The sequence below is a fragment of the Pseudomonas sp. GM60 genome (assembly GCF_000282415.1).
GTDB lineage: Bacteria > Pseudomonadota > Gammaproteobacteria > Pseudomonadales > Pseudomonadaceae > Aquipseudomonas > Aquipseudomonas migulae.
In genome coordinates, this window is sequence record NZ_AKJI01000035.1 from 37547 (window position 1) to 53822 (window position 16276).

A 16276-nucleotide genomic window follows, 5' to 3' on the forward strand; every position below is an offset into this window, starting at 1 on the left:
GCCGCACGCCTCTCGATGGTCTGAAAAAGATGCTGGATAATAAAGCATGACCCGCTTGACGGCTAGCGCCGTCGGAGACCCTTGCAATGCCTGACCAAGATGTACGTTTGCAACACCTGAAAGTTTGGCTCGATGAGCAATTGGCGACCCTCTTTGCAGAACAGAGTTGGGGCGCCGTACCCCCGGCCACGTTGACCGCGGCCAGCAGTGATGCGAGTTTTCGGCGCTATTTCCGTTGGGAAGGCGGCGGCAAAAGTTTCGTCGTAATGGACGCGCCGCCGCCCCAGGAAAACTGCAAACCCTTCGTGGATATCGCTTTTTTGCTGGCGAAATCCGGAATAAATGTGCCGAAAATTTATGCCGAAGACCTCGAACGCGGTTTTCTTTTGCTCAATGACTTGGGCAACAAGACCTATCTGGACGTTATCGACAGCGAAAATGCCGACGATTTGTTCAAGGATGCGTTGCAGGCTCTGTTGGCTTTTCAGCAGTTGCCGATGGTTGCTCCGCTGCCGAGTTATGACGTGGCGCTGTTGCGTCGCGAGCTGGAATTGTTCCCCGAGTGGTTTGTGAAGCGTGAGTTGGGCATCGAGTTCGACGCTGCGCAGCAAATGCTCTGGCAGAACGTGTTGCAGCTGCTGATCGACAGCGCCCTGGCGCAACCGAAAGTCCTGGTGCATCGCGACTACATGCCGCGCAACCTGATGCTCAGCGAGCCGAATCCCGGCGTGCTGGATTTCCAGGATGCGGTCTATGGGCCGGTGACCTATGACGTGACCTGCCTGTTCAAGGACGCGTTCCTGAGCTGGCCCGAGGAGCGAGTGCACGGTTGGTTGCAAGATTACTGGCAGCAAGCGGGCGCCCTCGGCATTCCCGTCCAGCCAGACTTCGAAGACTTCCTGCGCGCCAGCGACCTGATGGGCGTGCAGCGTCACCTGAAAGTCATCGGTATCTTCGCCCGCATCTGTCATCGCGATGGCAAGCCGCGTTACCTCGCCGACGTGCCGCGCTTCTTTGCTTATATAGACGCAGTGATCGCCCGCCGTCCTGAACTGGCGGAGCTGGATGTGTTGCTGCTGAGTCTGCGTGCTGGAGTGAATGCATGAAGGCAATGATTCTGGCTGCGGGCAAAGGCGAGCGCATGCGCCCGCTGACCCTGACCACGCCAAAACCGCTGGTCCGCGCTGGCGGGGTGCCGCTGATCGAGTATCACCTGCGCGCGCTGGAGGCTGCCGGGTTTACCGAAATCGTGATCAACCATGCCTGGCTGGGACAGCAGATCGAAGACTATCTGGGCGATGGTTCGCGTTATGGCGTGAGCATCCAGTACTCGCCCGAAGGTGAACCGCTCGAGACCGGTGGCGGAATTTTCCGCGCATTGCCATTGTTGGGTGATGAGGCGTTTGTGGTGGTCAACGGTGATATCTGGACCGACTACGACTTCAGCGTCTTGCATCAACCCATCAGCGGCCTGGCGCATCTGGTGTTGGCGGATAACCCGAGCCACCACCCGGCAGGCGATTTCACGCTGGTCGACGGGCAAGTGCACGACGGCCAGGCAGATTCGCCGACCCTGACTTACAGCGGCATTGCAGTGTTGCATCCACAGCTGTTCGACGGGCACACCGCCGGGGCGTTCAAGCTTGCACCGCTGCTGCGCACGGCCATGGCCGATGGACAAGTTTCGGGTGAACGGCTGAGCGGACGGTGGGTGGATGTCGGAACTCACGAGCGTCTGGCGGAAGTTGAAACTCTGATCGAAGCGAGTCGCTGAGATGCTGTGGCCAGGGACTCTGATTGGAGCCGGAGCGGGCTTTGCCATTGCCAGCATTCCGGGGGCCTTGCTCGGCGCTTTATTGGGGCAGGCGCTGGATCGGCACCTGCAATTGCATTCGTGGGGACATTTGCGTGAAAAGCTCGGTGGCAGGCCGGTGCTGCGCAACGATGAGCTGCTGTTCGTGTTGCTGGGACGGCTGGCCAAATGCGATGGGCGAGTGGTAGACGGGCATATCCAGCAGGCGCGCCTGGAAATGCAGGCACTGGACATGACCGAGCCGGCCAAGCGTCGGGCGATTGCGGCGTTTAACCGCGGCAAGTCGGGCCATGACCGGTTGCGTGGTTATCTGCGGCGCTTGAGTGAGCAACCCCACGCGGCGGAAGGTGTGTTGCGCGCCTGTTGGCGAATGGTCTGGGCCGATGGTCGTGCCGGGCATGCCGAGCGCGAACTGATTCGCCAATGGGGTAAATGGCTGGGCTGGACGTCGTATCAGGTGCAGGCGCTGGCGGCTGACTATGAGCCGCACAAGCAATCGTCGGCCGGCACTGCCATCACTTATCAGGAAGCGTTGTCGCTGTTGGGTGTGTCCGCCACCACCGAACCGGCGCAGATCAAACGCGCCTATCGGCGCCTGCTGAGTCGTCATCATCCGGACAAAATTGCCGGCAGCGGTGCGACGGCGTTGCAGGTACGCGAGGCGACGGACAAGACGCGTGAATTGCATAGCGCCTATACGTTGATTCGTCAGCGGCGGGATTTCAGGTAGTCAGTGTGTGATGCGTCGTCAGTGATGACGCCTTCGCTGGCAAGCCAGCTCCTACAGGTTTTATGTCGATCACAAAAATTGCGTACGGCATAAACCCTGTGGGAGCGAGCCTGCTCGCGAAGGGGGCAACTCGGTCTATCAGTCCGCAGCCTGAGGATTCAACCAGCCCCGCACCCGGCGAACCAACTGCTCTTGCTCTGCTTTCGAGTCACCCGGCAACGCCTTGAGCGATACCTGACTGAACGCCGAACCCTTCAAACGCTTGCTGGCCTGCAAGCGTTCCAGAGCCGCGTTGCGGTCCAGCGGCTTGTCCTTGTAGAAGATGTCGGCGGTGGGCAGTTTTAGTGTCGGCGTCAGCTCAGCCAAGCCAGGTTTTGCTGCCACGGGCGTCTGCGCAGCGACCATCGCGAACTTCTCGACCTGCGAGGGCTGCCTCTCGCTCAGATAACGCGCGGCCCAGTAAGCGCCGGTGCCATGACCCAGCACCACGATGCTGCGAGCGCTCTGCTGTTCGGCGTAGGCAACAGCCGCATCGATGCGTGCGAAAATTCGTTCGGCGTCGGCTTTGACCTGTTCATCGCTGGTTTCAGCAATGGCCTTGTCGGCCACCTCCGCTTCACCGCCCGCCGCCTGCTCGATGGGCGCCGCCGTGGTCGAGTCCTTGCTGGCGGCATCAGGTGCTTTGGGCGGTGGCGTTACTTCAACAATACGTGGCGCAATGGCATCGCTTTGCACGTCTGGCAAGGTGATACTCAGGCTGCTCCACTCGGCGTCCGGCAATTGGCGCCGCAACGGGCCGATTGCCTGCGGCCAGTCAACGGTTTCGCCAGCGCCCGGGATGATAATCACCGCACCCTTGGGGTCAGCGGTATTGGCCGGCTTCCACAAGGCCAGAAACGTGTCGCTGCCGGCCTGGAGTTGTTGCTGTTCCTGAGCGGGAATTTTTCGCTCAAGTGCTGCCGCTTCTTCCTGACTACGCTCAAGCAGCGGCTGACGTTCGACCGGTTTTTCGTCTGCGGACTTTTCCGCGGCGGCCGGTGCCGGGTCTGCGGCCTCGACGGAAAAGGCGCAAGGCAGGATCAGCGACAGGCACAATGCTGGCAGTGCCAGGCGGTAGACAGGGGGCATCGGATATTCCAGGCCAGAAGTGGTTCCGGCAGCCTAATGGGTTGGTCAGTATTTGTCAGTGTGTGAGACTTCAATGATGCGTTTTTGCTGTCTGTGGGTTATCGGCTGTTTGTGGTTTCCCTTGATGGGCTGGGCGGCGCCTGCGCCACCGGAGCACACCGCGCAGTTGTCTGCGAGCCAGCAGCAATGGCTCGCGCAACATAATGAATTGCGCGTCGGACTGGTGTTGCAAGTGCCCTATGCGCAATACGATCGCCGTTTGCAGCGGCTGTCCGGGGTTAACGTCGAGCTGATGAAGTGGGTGGCAAAAGCGCTCAAGGTCGAGCTGAGCTGGCGTAACTATCCCGACCTTGCGCAACTGGAAGCCGCCGCGCGCGAAGGTGAAATCGACATCGCCCCGGGGTTGGCGCAAACCCCTGGCGGCCTGCGCCTGTGGCAGTTTTCCGATCCATACATGCGGGTGCCGCAACTGGTGGTCAGTGACCAGAAGGGCGCCGGCGTGGTCGAGTTGGAAAAACTCGACAGCCAGACCCGCGTCGCTGTACGCATGCCCAGCGCCACCGCCGATTACCTGCGCAGCAATTACCCGCACTTGAACCTTCAGGGCGTGCCGATCGAGCGTCAGGCACTGCAACTGTTGTTGAGTCAGCAGGCCAGTTATGCCGTGGTCGACGAGGCACAGTTGGGGCGTTTGTCTGTCGAGCCGGAGTTTGCCGGGTTGGTGGTGGTCGGTGATATTGGCCTGCCGCAACTGCTGCGTGTGGCTACACGGCGGGACTGGCCGGAGCTCGCCGGCATCATCGAAAGCGCGCTGCGGGCGATCCCCGCCAAGGACCTGGAGCAACTGCACAACCAATGGCTGCAGGCCAAATACCCGCGACTGACCGAGTCGCCGGGTTTCTGGCAGAACCTCTGCCTGCTGTTGGCGGTGTTGATGCTGAGCTGCATGGCGATCGTGGTCTGGCAGCGTCGGCAGCAACACAGTCTTGAGCAACGGTTGTTGGTAGCACGGGAAGACATTGCCTTGCGTGCCGCCAGCGAAGAAGCATTGCGCCTCACCCAGTTTTCTATCGACCAAAGCACCGTCGGCATTCTCTGGGTCAACTGGGATAGCCATGTGCGCTACGCCAACCGCGCCGCCGAAACCATGCTCGGCTATCCGTCGGGTGGCATCATCGATCGGCCGTTGATCGACTTTGAACCGGGTCTGCACATGGACCGCTGGCTGAACCTGTGGAAACGCGCCCGCGCCAGCGAAGAAGGGCCGCTCAGCTTTGAAACCAATTGCCTGCGAGCCGATGGCAGCATTCTGCCGACGGATGTGTCGTTGAGCTTCCTGCGTTTTCGCGATGGTGAATACCTGGTGGTCTACCTCAACGACGTCACCGAGCGTCGTCGTGCGCTGGCCGCGTTGCAGGAAAGTGAGGCGCGTCTGCAAGGGATCGCTGCCAACGTACCGGGATTGGTCTTTCGCCTGGAGCGGGCTCCGGTGACAGGGCAGATCGACTTTGCCTACATCAGTGAGGGCAGCGAGAGCCTGGTCGGTTATTCCCCCACCACCTTGGCCCACCGCGACAAAGGCCTGCGTAGCCTGGTGCATCCAGATGACAAGGCCAGTTACCACCAGACGCAGGATCATGCGCTGGACACTGACAGTGACTGGTCGTGGCAAGGGCGGATTCTCACGCGCCAGGGCGATCAGCGCTGGGCCGAGATCAAGGCCATCACGCGTCGTCTCGATGACGGCACCTATGTCTGGGACGGCATCGTCTGGGACATCAGCGAGAGCAAACGCATCGAGCTGGAACTGGCCAGCTCCCGTGAGCAATTGCGTGAATTGTCCGCACACCTGGAGAGCGTGCGAGAAGAGGAAAAGGCGCGCATCGCCAGGGAAGTTCATGACGAGTTGGGTCAGATGTTGACCGTGCTGAAACTGGAAACGTCCATGTGCGAACTGGCCTACGCCCAGCTCGACCCAGGTCTGAATGAGCGTTTGAACAGCATGAAGCGCTTGATCGCTCAGCTGTTCCAACTGGTGCGCGATGTGGCCACGGCGCTGCGGCCACCGATTCTCGATGCCGGGATTGCTTCGGCCATCGAATGGCAGGCCCGGCGTTTCGAGGCGCGCACGCAGATTCCGTGTCTGGTGCAAGTACCGGAGAACTTGCCGGTGCTCAGCGATGCCAAGGCGATCGGCTTGTTCCGGATTCTTCAGGAAGCGCTGACCAATGTCATGCGGCATGCCCAGGCGCATACTGTTGAACTGACATTGACGCTTGAGGGCGACGAGTTGTGCCTGACTGTCAGCGATGATGGCGTAGGATTTGTCGCCACTACTGGTCGGCCAACATCCTTTGGGGTTGTGGGCATGCGCGAGCGAGTGTTGATCATGGGCGGGGAGCTGTCGCTTGAAAGTGAGCCGGGGGAGGGCACGACGTTGAGTGTGCGCGTACCTTTGGATGAGGCCTGAAGAATTTGTGTTGGTTTTACTGACACCTTCGTCGGAACGCCGCCCGGAGCCGGCTCGCTCCCACACGGATTGTGTGAACGCCACAGATCCAAATGTGGGAGCGAGCCTGCTCGCGATAGATCTTGAATCTGGAGAAAGACCGTGATCCGTGTACTGGTAGCCGAAGACCACACCATCGTTCGCGAAGGTATTAAACAACTGATCGGCCTGGCCAAGGACTTGCTGGTGGTGGGCGAGGCGAGCAATGGCGAGCAGTTGCTCGAAACCTTGCGTCATGTGCCTTGCGAAGTGGTGTTGCTGGACATCTCGATGCCGGGCGTCAATGGCCTGGAAGCGATTCCGCGGATTCGCGCACTGAACAATCCACCGGCGATCCTGGTGTTGTCGATGCACGACGAAGCGCAAATGGCTGCCCGGGCGTTGAAGGTCGGCGCGGCGGGTTATGCAACCAAGGACAGCGACCCGGCGCTGCTGCTGACGGCGATCCGCAAGGTTGCGGCGGGCGGTCGATACATCGACCCGGACCTGGCCGACCGCATGGTTTTCGAAGTCGGCCTGACCGATTCGCGGCCGCTGCATTCGTTGCTTTCGGAGCGCGAATTCTCGGTGTTCGAACGCCTGGCCCAGGGCGCCAACGTCAACGACATCGCCCAGCAACTGGCCCTGAGCAGCAAAACCATCAGCACCCACAAGGCGCGGTTGATGCAGAAACTCAACATCACCTCGCTGGCCGAACTGGTGAAGTACGCCATGGAACACAAACTGCTCTGACACCCCAATCCCTTGTAGGAGCCGGCTTGCCGGCGATGGCGCCCTCGAAATCGCCATCGCCGGCAAGCCGGGCTCCTACAGGAGATCGCATGCGCATATCCATTTGCGACATCCCGCCAAATCGCTATTGCCCGTTCCTGTGGGTTGCAGCTGGACAATCGCCGCCAACCTATCCATTCCCGCCATCCTTGTAGGGCAATCCCTACCCCCAACCTTCCATCCGGCTGAGGCGATTCTCTCCTGCGCCCCGATTTGCGTGCTCCCCAGCGTCCACTAGGCTTAGTCCACAGCAGTCATCAATAACAAAGGTGTGGGTATGAGCCAGGTCGATTCAAGCGCAGGGGCCAATGACATTCTGGTCAGCTTTCGTGGAGTGCAAAAGAGCTACGACGGCGAGAACCTGATCGTCAAAGACCTCAACCTGGACATTCGCAAAGGCGAGTTCCTCACGTTGCTCGGGCCATCCGGTTCCGGCAAGACCACCAGCCTGATGATGCTCGCCGGTTTCGAAACCCCGACCGCCGGTGAAATCCTCCTGGCCGGGCGCGCCATCAACAACGTGCCGCCGCACAAGCGCGACATCGGCATGGTGTTCCAGAACTACGCACTGTTCCCGCACATGACCGTCGCCGAGAACCTCGCGTTCCCGCTGACCGTGCGCGGCTTGAACAAGAGCGATGTCAGCGACCGGGTCAAACGTGTCCTGAGCATGGTTCAGCTCGAGACCTTCGCCCAGCGTTATCCGGCGCAACTGTCCGGCGGTCAGCAACAGCGTGTGGCCCTGGCCCGTGCATTGGTGTTCGAACCGCAACTGGTGCTGATGGACGAACCCCTCGGCGCACTCGACAAACAACTGCGCGAACACATGCAGATGGAGATCAAGCATCTGCACCAGCGCCTCGGCGTGACCGTGGTCTACGTGACCCACGACCAGGGCGAAGCCCTGACCATGTCCGACCGTGTGGCGGTGTTCCATCAGGGCGAAATCCAGCAGATCGCCCCTCCACGCAGCCTCTACGAAGAACCGAAAAACACCTTCGTCGCCAACTTCATCGGCGAGAACAACCGTCTCAACGGCCGCCTGCACAGCCAGACCGGCGATCGTTGCATCGTCGAACTCGGTCGCGGTGAAAAGGTTGAAGCGCTGGCGGTCAATGTCGGCAAGACCGGCGAACCCGTCACGCTGTCGATTCGTCCGGAACGCGTGAGCCTCAATGGTTCGAGCGAGTCCTGTGTCAACCGCTTCTCAGGGAGGGTGGCGGAATTCATCTATCTGGGCGACCACGTCCGGGTTCGCCTGGAAGTCTGCGGCAAGACCGACTTCTTCGTGAAACAACCGATTGCCGAGCTCGATCCCGGGCTTGCTGTCGGCGACGTGGTACCGCTTGGCTGGGAGGTCGAACACGTTCGCGCGCTCGACCCACTTCTAGAGGCGAACTGATCGCCCCCTGCTTCAACCAACCCTGCACGTGGAGAGAACAATAAATGTTGAGATCCCTGAAATTCACCGCCCTGGTCATGGGCATGATCGGTGCGGCACACGCGATGGCGGCGGGCCCGGACCTGACCGTGGTGTCCTTTGGCGGGGCGAACAAGGCCGCGCAGGTCAAAGCCTTCTACGCACCGTGGGAAGCGGCGGGTAACGGCAAGATCGTAGCGGGCGAGTACAACGGCGAGATGGCCAAGGTCAAAGCCATGGTCGACACCAAGAGCGTGTCCTGGGACCTGGTGGAAGTTGAGTCGCCAGAACTGTCCCGCGGTTGCGACGAAGACATGTTCGAGCAACTCGACCCGGCGCTGTTCGGCAAGACCGAAGACTACGTCAAAGGCGCTATCCAGCCTTGCGGCGTAGGTTTCTTCGTGTGGTCGACCGTGTTGGCCTACAACGCCGACAAGTTGGCCTCCGCACCCACCAGCTGGGTGGATTTCTGGGACACCAAGAAATTCCCGGGCAAGCGCGGCCTGCGTAAAGGCGCCAAGTACACCCTGGAATTCGCACTGATGGCCGACGGCGTTGCGCCGAAAGACGTCTACAAAGTACTGGCCGGCAAAGACGGTCAGGACCGCGCGTTCAAGAAGCTCGATGAGCTGAAACCAAACATCCAGTGGTGGGAAGCCGGTGCACAACCGCCGCAATACCTCGCTTCCGGTGACGTGGTCATGAGCTCGGCCTACAACGGCCGGATCGCTGCCGTGCAGAAAGAAAGCAACCTGAAAGTCGTGTGGAACGGCGGTATCTACGACTTCGACGCATGGGCCATTCCAAAAGGCCTGGACAAGGCACGTGCTGAAGCGGCGAAGAAATTCATCGCGTACTCGGTGGCGCCGCAGCAGCAGAAGACCTACTCGGAAAACATCGCCTACGGCCCGGCCAACACCCAAGCCGTACCGTTGCTGGCCAAGGATGTCCTGAAAGACATGCCGACCACCCCGGAAAACATCGCCAACCAAGTGCAGATCGACGTCAGCTTCTGGGCTGACAACGGCGAGCAACTGGAACAGCGCTTCAATTCCTGGGCTGCGAAGTAAGACCGCACCGCGGGCTTATCGACTCCCGTAGGAGCGAGGCTCGCCCGCGAAGACGTCAGCACATTCAACAGCAATGTTGACTGACACGCTGCCTTCGCGAGCAAGCTTCGCTCCTACGGGGGGGATGTGTAGTTATCAAGAACAGAGGCGGCCTCGCGGTCAATGGATGCCGCCTCTGTAACGATCAAAGATTTCCGGAGTACGCCATGGCCACCGCCATTCCCCTGAACGCGGGCACTGACCCCACCTTGAAGCAGCGGCTCAAGCACGCCGAGCGGATCAACCGCTGGAAGGCCCAGGCCTTGATCGCGCCATTGGTGCTGTTTCTGTTGCTGGTGTTCCTGGTGCCCATCGTGGCGCTGCTCTACAAAAGCGTTGGTAACCCGGAAGTGGTCGGCGGCATGCCGCGCACCGTGGCGGCCATCGCCAGCTGGGACGGCCGTGGCCTGCCCGCTGAACCGGTTTACAAAGCGGCCAGCGAAGACCTCGCTGAAGCTCGCAAGAATCAGACCCTGGGCGACCTGTCCAAGCGCTTGAACATGGAATTGGCCGGCTATCGCAGCCTGCTGACCAAAACCGCCCGCGCCTTGCCGTTCGCTACCGAACCGGCCTCTTATAAAGACGCGCTGGAAGGGCTCGACGAGCGTTGGGGCGACCCGGCCTACTGGCAAGCGGTGCGCCGCAACACCAGCAACATCACGCCGTACTACTTGCTGGCAGCGGTCGATCACCGCATCGATGACCTTGGCGAAATCGCCCCGGCCACGCCCGATCAGGCGATTTACCTCGACATCTTCGCCCGCACCTTCTGGATGGGCCTGATCATCACCGCCATTTGCCTGGTACTCGCCTATCCGTTGGCTTACCTGCTGGCGAATCTGCCGTCGCGTCAAAGCAACCTGCTGATGATCCTGGTGCTGCTGCCGTTCTGGACCTCGATTCTGGTGCGCGTCGCCGCGTGGATCGTATTGCTGCAATCGGGCGGGCTGATCAACAGCGGCCTGATGGCCATGGGCATTATCGATAAGCCGCTGGAGCTGGTGTTCAATCGCACCGGGGTTTACATCTCGATGGTGCACATCCTGCTGCCGTTCATGATCCTGCCGATCTACAGCGTGATGAAAGGCATCTCGCCGACCTACATGCGCGCCGCGATTTCCCTCGGCTGCCACCCGTTCGCCAGTTTCTGGCGGGTGTACTTCCCGCAGACCTATGCCGGTGTCGGCGCCGGTTGCCTGTTGGTGTTCATCCTCGCCATCGGCTACTACATCACCCCGGCCTTGCTGGGCAGCCCGAACGATCAGATGGTCAGTTACTTCGTCGCCTTCTACACCAACACCAGCATCAACTGGGGCATGGCGACCGCACTCGGTGGGCTGCTGCTGTTGGCGACCGTGGTGCTTTATCTGATTTACAGCTGGCTGGTGGGCGCCAGTCGCCTGCGCCTGAGCTAAGGGGAGAATCGAAATGCTGAGTCCTTACATGTCGCCCATCGAACGGGTGTGGTTCTACAGCTTGCGGATTCTCTGCGGCTTGATTTTGCTGTTCCTGATTCTGCCGGTGTTGGTGATCATCCCGTTGTCGTTCAACTCGGGCAGTTTCCTGGTGTATCCGCTGCAAGGTTTTTCGCTGCACTGGTATCAGGACTTCTTCGCCTCGGCGGAATGGATGCGTGCACTGAAGAACAGCATCATCGTCGCCCCGGCGGCGACCGTGCTGGCGATGGTGTTCGGTACGCTGGCGGCGATTGGCCTGACTCGGGGCGACTTTCCGGGCAAGGCGCTGGTGATGGCGTTGGTGATTTCGCCGATGGTGGTGCCGGTGGTGATTATCGGCGTCGCGAGTTATCTGTTCTTTGCACCGCTGGGCCTGGGCAACAGCTTCTTCTCGTTGATCGTGGTGCACGCGGTGTTGGGCGTGCCGTTTGTGATCATTACAGTGTCGGCAACGTTGCAGGGGTTTAACCACAACCTGGTGCGCGCCGCCGCCAGCCTCGGTGCTTCGCCGCTGACGGCGTTCCGCCGCGTGACCTTGCCGCTGATTGCTCCGGGTGTGATCTCCGGTGCGCTGTTTGCCTTCGCAACCTCGTTCGATGAAGTGGTGGTGACGTTGTTCCTCGCCGGTCCCGAGCAAGCGACCTTGCCACGGCAGATGTTCAGCGGTATCCGCGAAAACCTCAGCCCGACGATTGCCGCCGCGGCAACGCTGCTGATCGCCTTCTCGGTGATCCTGCTGCTGACCCTGGAATGGCTGCGTGGCCGCAGCGAAAAACTGCGCACCGCCCAGGTCTGACACCGATCACCTGTAGGAGCGAGCCTGCTCGCGATGGTTGTCAACGATAACGCTGGAAGCCTGACACCCAGCGGCGTTTTCAAGTCCATCGCGAGCAGGCTCGCTCCTACAGGTGTTTTCGGTGGTATTCAGGATGTTTGATCATTCACACCCTGAATAGCAGACAAACCCCAATCCCCAGCTACTATTGTGCCCAGCTCCCCTATCTATAAGAGGCTGCGCACGATGAGTCTTTCCTCTTTCAAAATCGCACACAAACTGATCACCGGCGCAGCTGCCATCGAGCAACTGTCCGCCGAGCTCACGCGCCTGGACATCGACAACCCGCTGATCGTCACCGACGCCGCGCTGGTCAAATCCGGCACGGTGGAGCTGGCGCTCGCGCAGTTGGGGGACCGTAGCTACGAGATTTTCGACCGTGTACTGCCAGACCCGGAAATCGCCATCGTCGAAGACTGCATGCGCGTTTACCGCGAAGGCGGGCACGACGGGCTGATCGGCCTGGGCGGCGGCAGCGCGATCGACATCGCCAAAAGTGTTGCCGCGTATGCCGGTTATCACGGCGCGCTGGAGGATCTGTTCGGCATCGACCAGGTGCCGCGCAAGGGGCCGCCGCTGATCGCCATCCCGACCACCGCCGGCACCGGCTCGGAAGTGACCAACGTCGCGATCCTCTCCGACAAGGTCGCGCAGCTGAAAAAGGGCATCATCAGCGACTATCTGTTGCCCGACGTGGCGCTGGTCAGCCCGCAAATGACCCTGACCTGCCCGCGCAGTGTCACCGCCGCCAGTGGCGTCGATGCGCTGGTGCACGCCATCGAATCCTATTTGTCCCTCAATGCTTCAGCGATTACCGACGCGCTGGCCATCGGCGCGATCAAGTTGATCACCCAGGCGTTACCCAAGGCCTACGCCAATCCCTCCAATCTGCAGGCGCGTGAAGACATGGCCACCGCCAGCCTGATGGCCGGCATGGCGTTCGGCAATGCCGGGGTCGGCGCGGTGCATGCGCTGGCGTATCCGCTGGGCGGGCGTTTCAACATCGCCCACGGTGTCAGCAACGCCTTGTTGCTGCCGTACGTCATGAACTGGAACAAGATGGCCTGCGTCGAGCGCATGCAGGATATTGCCGAAGCCATGGGCGTGAAGACCGCTCATCTGAGCGCCAATGACGCCGCGGACAAAGCCGTCGAGGCGATGACCGCGTTGTGCTCAGCGGTAGAAATCCCGTCGGGCCTGCGCAGTTTCGGTGTTCCAGAGGATGCGATTCCGGCCTTGGCCCTGGAAGCAGCGGGTATCGAGCGCTTGATGCGCAACAATCCACGCAAATTGAGTGCGATTGATATCGAGAAGATCTACCGCGCGGCCTACTGATCATCGTCCTTACGGTGCGCGCGTCAAAGCATGAGGTATACAATGCGCGCCATCGTGATTCTGCTCAGAAAAGGTGCGTCATGCAGCCCTTCGTAATTGCTCCGTCGATTCTCTCCGCCGACTTCGCCCGCCTGGGTGAAGAAGTGGACAACGTTCTGGCCGCCGGCGCCGACTTCGTGCACTTCGATGTCATGGACAACCACTACGTGCCGAACCTGACCATCGGCCCGATGGTCTGTGCCGCGCTGCGCAAGTACGGCGTAACCGCGCCGATCGACGCGCACCTGATGGTCAGCCCGGTGGATCGCATCGTTGGCGACTTCATCGAGGCCGGCGCGACTTACATAACCTTCCACCCGGAAGCCTCGCAGCACGTCGACCGTTCCCTGCAACTGATCCGCGAAGGCGGCTGCAAGTCGGGCCTGGTGTTCAACCCGGCGACCCCGCTGGACGTGCTCAAGTACGTGATGGACAAGGTCGACATGATCCTGCTGATGAGCGTCAACCCTGGCTTCGGCGGGCAGAAGTTCATCCCCGGCACCCTCGACAAGCTGCGTGAAGCACGCGCATTGATCGATGCCTCGGGCCGTGACATCCGCCTGGAAATCGACGGCGGCGTGAACGTGAACAACATTCGTGAAATCGCGGCTGCTGGCGCCGATACCTTCGTGGCCGGCTCGGCGATCTTCAACGCGCCGAACTACCAGGAAGTCATCGAGAAGATGCGTTCCGAACTGGCGCTGGCCCGTCCATGAGTGGCTTTGAGCAGCTGTTCCCGGGGCGTCTGCCACGGCTGGTGATGTTCGATCTGGACGGCACGCTGGTCGATTCGGTCCCTGACCTCGCCGCGGCGGTGGATAACATGCTGCTCAAACTCGGGCGCCAGCCTGTCGGCATCGAATCGGTGCGTGACTGGGTCGGCAACGGCGTGCACATGCTGGTGCGCCGGGCCCTGGCCAATCACATCGACGCCGAAGGTGTCGATGATGTCGAGGCTGAACATGCCCTGGAATTGTTCAACGGCTTTTACGAGGACGGTCACGACCTGACGGTGGTTTACCCCGGCGTGCGTGACACCCTCAAGTGGCTGAACAAGCAAGGCGTGGAGATGGCGCTGATCACCAACAAGCCGGAGCGCTTCGTCGCGCCGTTGCTGGATCAGATGAAAATCGGCCGCTATTTCAAATGGATCATCGGCGGCGATACCCTACCGCAGAAGAAACCCGACCCGGCTGCGCTGTTTTTCGTGATGAAAATGGCCAACATCCCGGCGTCGCAATCGCTGTTTGTCGGCGATTCGCGCAGCGATGTGCTGGCGGCAAAAGCGGCGGGGGTCAAGTGCGTGGCCCTCAGTTATGGCTATAACCACGGTCGGCCGATTGCCGAAGAGTCGCCGGCGCTGGTCATCGACGACCTGCGCAAGCTAATTCCCGGTTGCCTGGATCCGGCCGCTGAGATAACGTTGACCGACGCTGTTCAACCCCCTTCTGGAAACGCCATCGTGGTGGTCACCCGCAAACTCTGGATGAAAGTCATCAAGGCCCTGGCCCGCTGGCGTTGGCGCGCCTGACTTGTTCCTGGCCGGTCTACCGGCGCGTTTGCATACCTGACTGTTAGCACCTCAAGCCACGAGGCTACCCCATGATCCGCGAAGAATTCCTGCGTTTGGCCGCTGCCGGCTATAACCGCATCCCGCTTGCTTGCGAAACCCTGGCCGACTTCGACACGCCGCTGTCGATCTACCTGAAACTGGCCGACGAGCCCAATTCCTACCTGCTCGAATCCGTGCAGGGCGGGGAGAAGTGGGGCCGTTACTCGATCATCGGCCTGCCGTGCCGCACCGTGCTGCGGGCTCATGACCATCACATCAGCGTGACCCATGACGGCGTCGAGATCGAAAGCCATGAAGCGGAAGACCCGCTGGCGTTCGTCGAAGAATTCAAAGCCCGTTACAACGTACCGAGCATCCCCGGCCTGCCACGCTTCAACGGCGGCCTGGTGGGTTACTTCGGTTACGACTGCGTGCGCTATGTGGAAAAGCGTCTGGGCAAGTGCCCGAACCCCGATCCGCTGGGCGTGCCGGACATTCTGCTGATGGTGTCCGATGCGGTGGTGGTGTTCGACAACCTCGCCGGCAAAATGCACGCAATTGTCCTGGCCGACCCGTCGCAAGACGATGCCTTCGAGCAAGGTCAGGCGCGCCTGCAAGCGCTGCTGGAAAAACTCCGTCAGCCAATCACCCCGCGCCGAGGCCTGGACTTCAGCAAGCAACAATCGGCTGATCCGGTGTTCCGCTCCAGTTTCACCCAGGACGATTACGAAAAAGCCGTCGACACCATCAAGGAATACATCCTGGCCGGTGACTGCATGCAGGTCGTGCCGTCCCAGCGCATGTCGATCGACTTCAAGGCGGCGCCGATTGATCTGTATCGGGCGCTGCGTTGCTTCAACCCGACGCCTTATATGTACTTCTTCAACTTCGGCGACTTCCACGTCGTCGGCAGTTCACCGGAAGTGCTGGTGCGGGTCGAAGACAATCTGATCACCGTTCGCCCAATTGCTGGTACTCGCCCACGTGGAGCCAACGAAGAGGCAGACCTGGCGCTGGAGAAAGACCTGCTCTCCGACGACAAGGAAATCGCCGAACACCTGATGCTGATCGACCTGGGTCGTAACGACACCGGTCGCGTATCGGAAATCGGCTCGGTGAAGCTCACCGAGAAAATGGTTATCGAGCGTTACTCCAACGTGATGCACATTGTTTCCAACGTCACCGGGCAACTGAAAGCCGGGCTGACGGCGATGGACGCATTGCGGGCGATCCTGCCGGCGGGCACCTTGTCCGGCGCACCGAAGATTCGCGCGATGGAAATCATTGACGAACTGGAGCCGGTCAAGCGTGGCGTCTATGGCGGCGCGGTCGGTTACTTTGCCTGGAACGGCAACATGGACACGGCGATTGCGATCCGCACCGCCGTGATCAAGAACGGCGAACTGCACGTGCAGGCCGGTGGCGGCATCGTTGCCGACTCGGTGCCGGCGCTGGAATGGGAAGAAACCCTGAACAAGCGTCGTGCCATGTTCCGCGCAGTCGCCCTGGCTGAACAAACCCCGGAAAGCTGACCGATGAACGTGACCCGTATGCCATGTCGCTTTGGCTGACAAAGCG

At 60.7% G+C, this 16276-nt stretch carries 14 protein-coding genes; 13 read left to right on the plus strand and 1 reads right to left on the minus strand.

Annotated features, from left to right (window positions below):
• Window positions 1-86 precede the first annotated feature (86 nt).
• The 3 genes from PMI32_RS20370 to PMI32_RS20360 are packed head-to-tail and all read left to right on the plus strand — an operon-like array spanning window position 87 to window position 2543.
• Window positions 87-1106, plus strand: a complete 1020-nt coding sequence (locus tag PMI32_RS20370) for an aminoglycoside phosphotransferase family protein (RefSeq protein WP_008027067.1) — start codon at window positions 87-89, stop codon at window positions 1104-1106.
• Window positions 1103-1774 carry an N-acetylmuramate alpha-1-phosphate uridylyltransferase MurU gene (gene murU / locus PMI32_RS20365; protein WP_008027069.1) on the plus strand — a complete coding sequence of 224 codons (672 nt, stop codon included), beginning with the start codon at window positions 1103-1105 and terminating at the stop codon, window positions 1772-1774. Before PMI32_RS20370 ends, murU begins: the two co-directional genes overlap by 4 nt.
• 1 nt (window position 1775) lies before the next feature.
• Window positions 1776-2543 (plus strand): TerB family tellurite resistance protein, encoded by a 768-nt coding sequence (locus PMI32_RS20360; protein WP_008027071.1) that lies wholly within the window; start codon window positions 1776-1778, stop codon window positions 2541-2543.
• A gap of 138 nt (window positions 2544-2681) precedes the next feature.
• Here the strand turns inward: PMI32_RS20360 and PMI32_RS20355 are convergent, their stop codons facing one another.
• The gene (locus PMI32_RS20355) at window positions 2682-3671 is read right to left on the minus strand and encodes an alpha/beta hydrolase family protein (protein ID WP_008027072.1); all 990 of its coding nucleotides are present in this window, start codon (window positions 3669-3671) and stop codon (window positions 2682-2684) included.
• Window positions 3672-3744: 73 nt separating this feature from the next.
• On the opposite strand from PMI32_RS20355, the gene PMI32_RS20350 reads away from it, so the two are divergent.
• The 10 genes from PMI32_RS20350 (at window position 3745) to trpE (ending at window position 16230) form a co-directional block, all read left to right on the plus strand.
• The gene (locus PMI32_RS20350) at window positions 3745-6141 is read left to right on the plus strand and encodes a PAS domain-containing sensor histidine kinase (protein ID WP_008027074.1); all 2397 of its coding nucleotides are present in this window, start codon (window positions 3745-3747) and stop codon (window positions 6139-6141) included.
• Window positions 6142-6282: 141 nt separating this feature from the next.
• Window positions 6283-6912 (plus strand): response regulator, encoded by a 630-nt coding sequence (locus PMI32_RS20345; protein ID WP_003210977.1) that lies wholly within the window; start codon window positions 6283-6285, stop codon window positions 6910-6912.
• Window positions 6913-7228: 316 nt separating this feature from the next.
• Window positions 7229-8353: an ABC transporter ATP-binding protein gene (locus PMI32_RS20340; protein ID WP_008027079.1), complete on the plus strand. Its 1125-nt coding sequence runs from the start codon at window positions 7229-7231 to the stop codon at window positions 8351-8353.
• 44 nt (window positions 8354-8397) lie between these two features.
• Entirely contained in the window at window positions 8398-9441 is a 1044-nt protein-coding gene (locus PMI32_RS20335; protein ID WP_008027080.1) for an ABC transporter substrate-binding protein, read from the plus strand.
• A 206-nt stretch (window positions 9442-9647) separates the two neighbouring features.
• The gene (locus PMI32_RS20330; RefSeq protein ID WP_008027082.1) at window positions 9648-10895 is read left to right on the plus strand and encodes an ABC transporter permease; all 1248 of its coding nucleotides are present in this window, start codon (window positions 9648-9650) and stop codon (window positions 10893-10895) included.
• A 13-nt stretch (window positions 10896-10908) separates the two neighbouring features.
• A complete protein-coding gene (locus PMI32_RS20325; protein ID WP_008027084.1) occupies window positions 10909-11733 on the plus strand; it encodes an ABC transporter permease in 825 nt (274 codons plus the stop codon).
• Between the two features lie 225 nt (window positions 11734-11958).
• Window positions 11959-13107 carry an iron-containing alcohol dehydrogenase gene (locus PMI32_RS20320; RefSeq protein ID WP_008027086.1) on the plus strand — a complete coding sequence of 383 codons (1149 nt, stop codon included), beginning with the start codon at window positions 11959-11961 and terminating at the stop codon, window positions 13105-13107.
• 80 nt (window positions 13108-13187) lie between these two features.
• Window positions 13188-13862 carry a ribulose-phosphate 3-epimerase gene (rpe, locus tag PMI32_RS20315; protein ID WP_008027088.1) on the plus strand — a complete coding sequence of 225 codons (675 nt, stop codon included), beginning with the start codon at window positions 13188-13190 and terminating at the stop codon, window positions 13860-13862.
• On the plus strand, window positions 13859-14677 hold the full coding sequence (locus tag PMI32_RS20310) for a phosphoglycolate phosphatase (protein ID WP_008027089.1): 819 nt from the start codon (window positions 13859-13861) through the stop codon (window positions 14675-14677). The genes rpe and PMI32_RS20310 overlap by 4 nt, the downstream gene beginning before the upstream one ends.
• A 71-nt stretch (window positions 14678-14748) precedes the next feature.
• A complete protein-coding gene (gene trpE, locus PMI32_RS20305; protein ID WP_008027093.1) occupies window positions 14749-16230 on the plus strand; it encodes an anthranilate synthase component I in 1482 nt (493 codons plus the stop codon).
• Window positions 16231-16276: the final 46 nt, after the last annotated feature.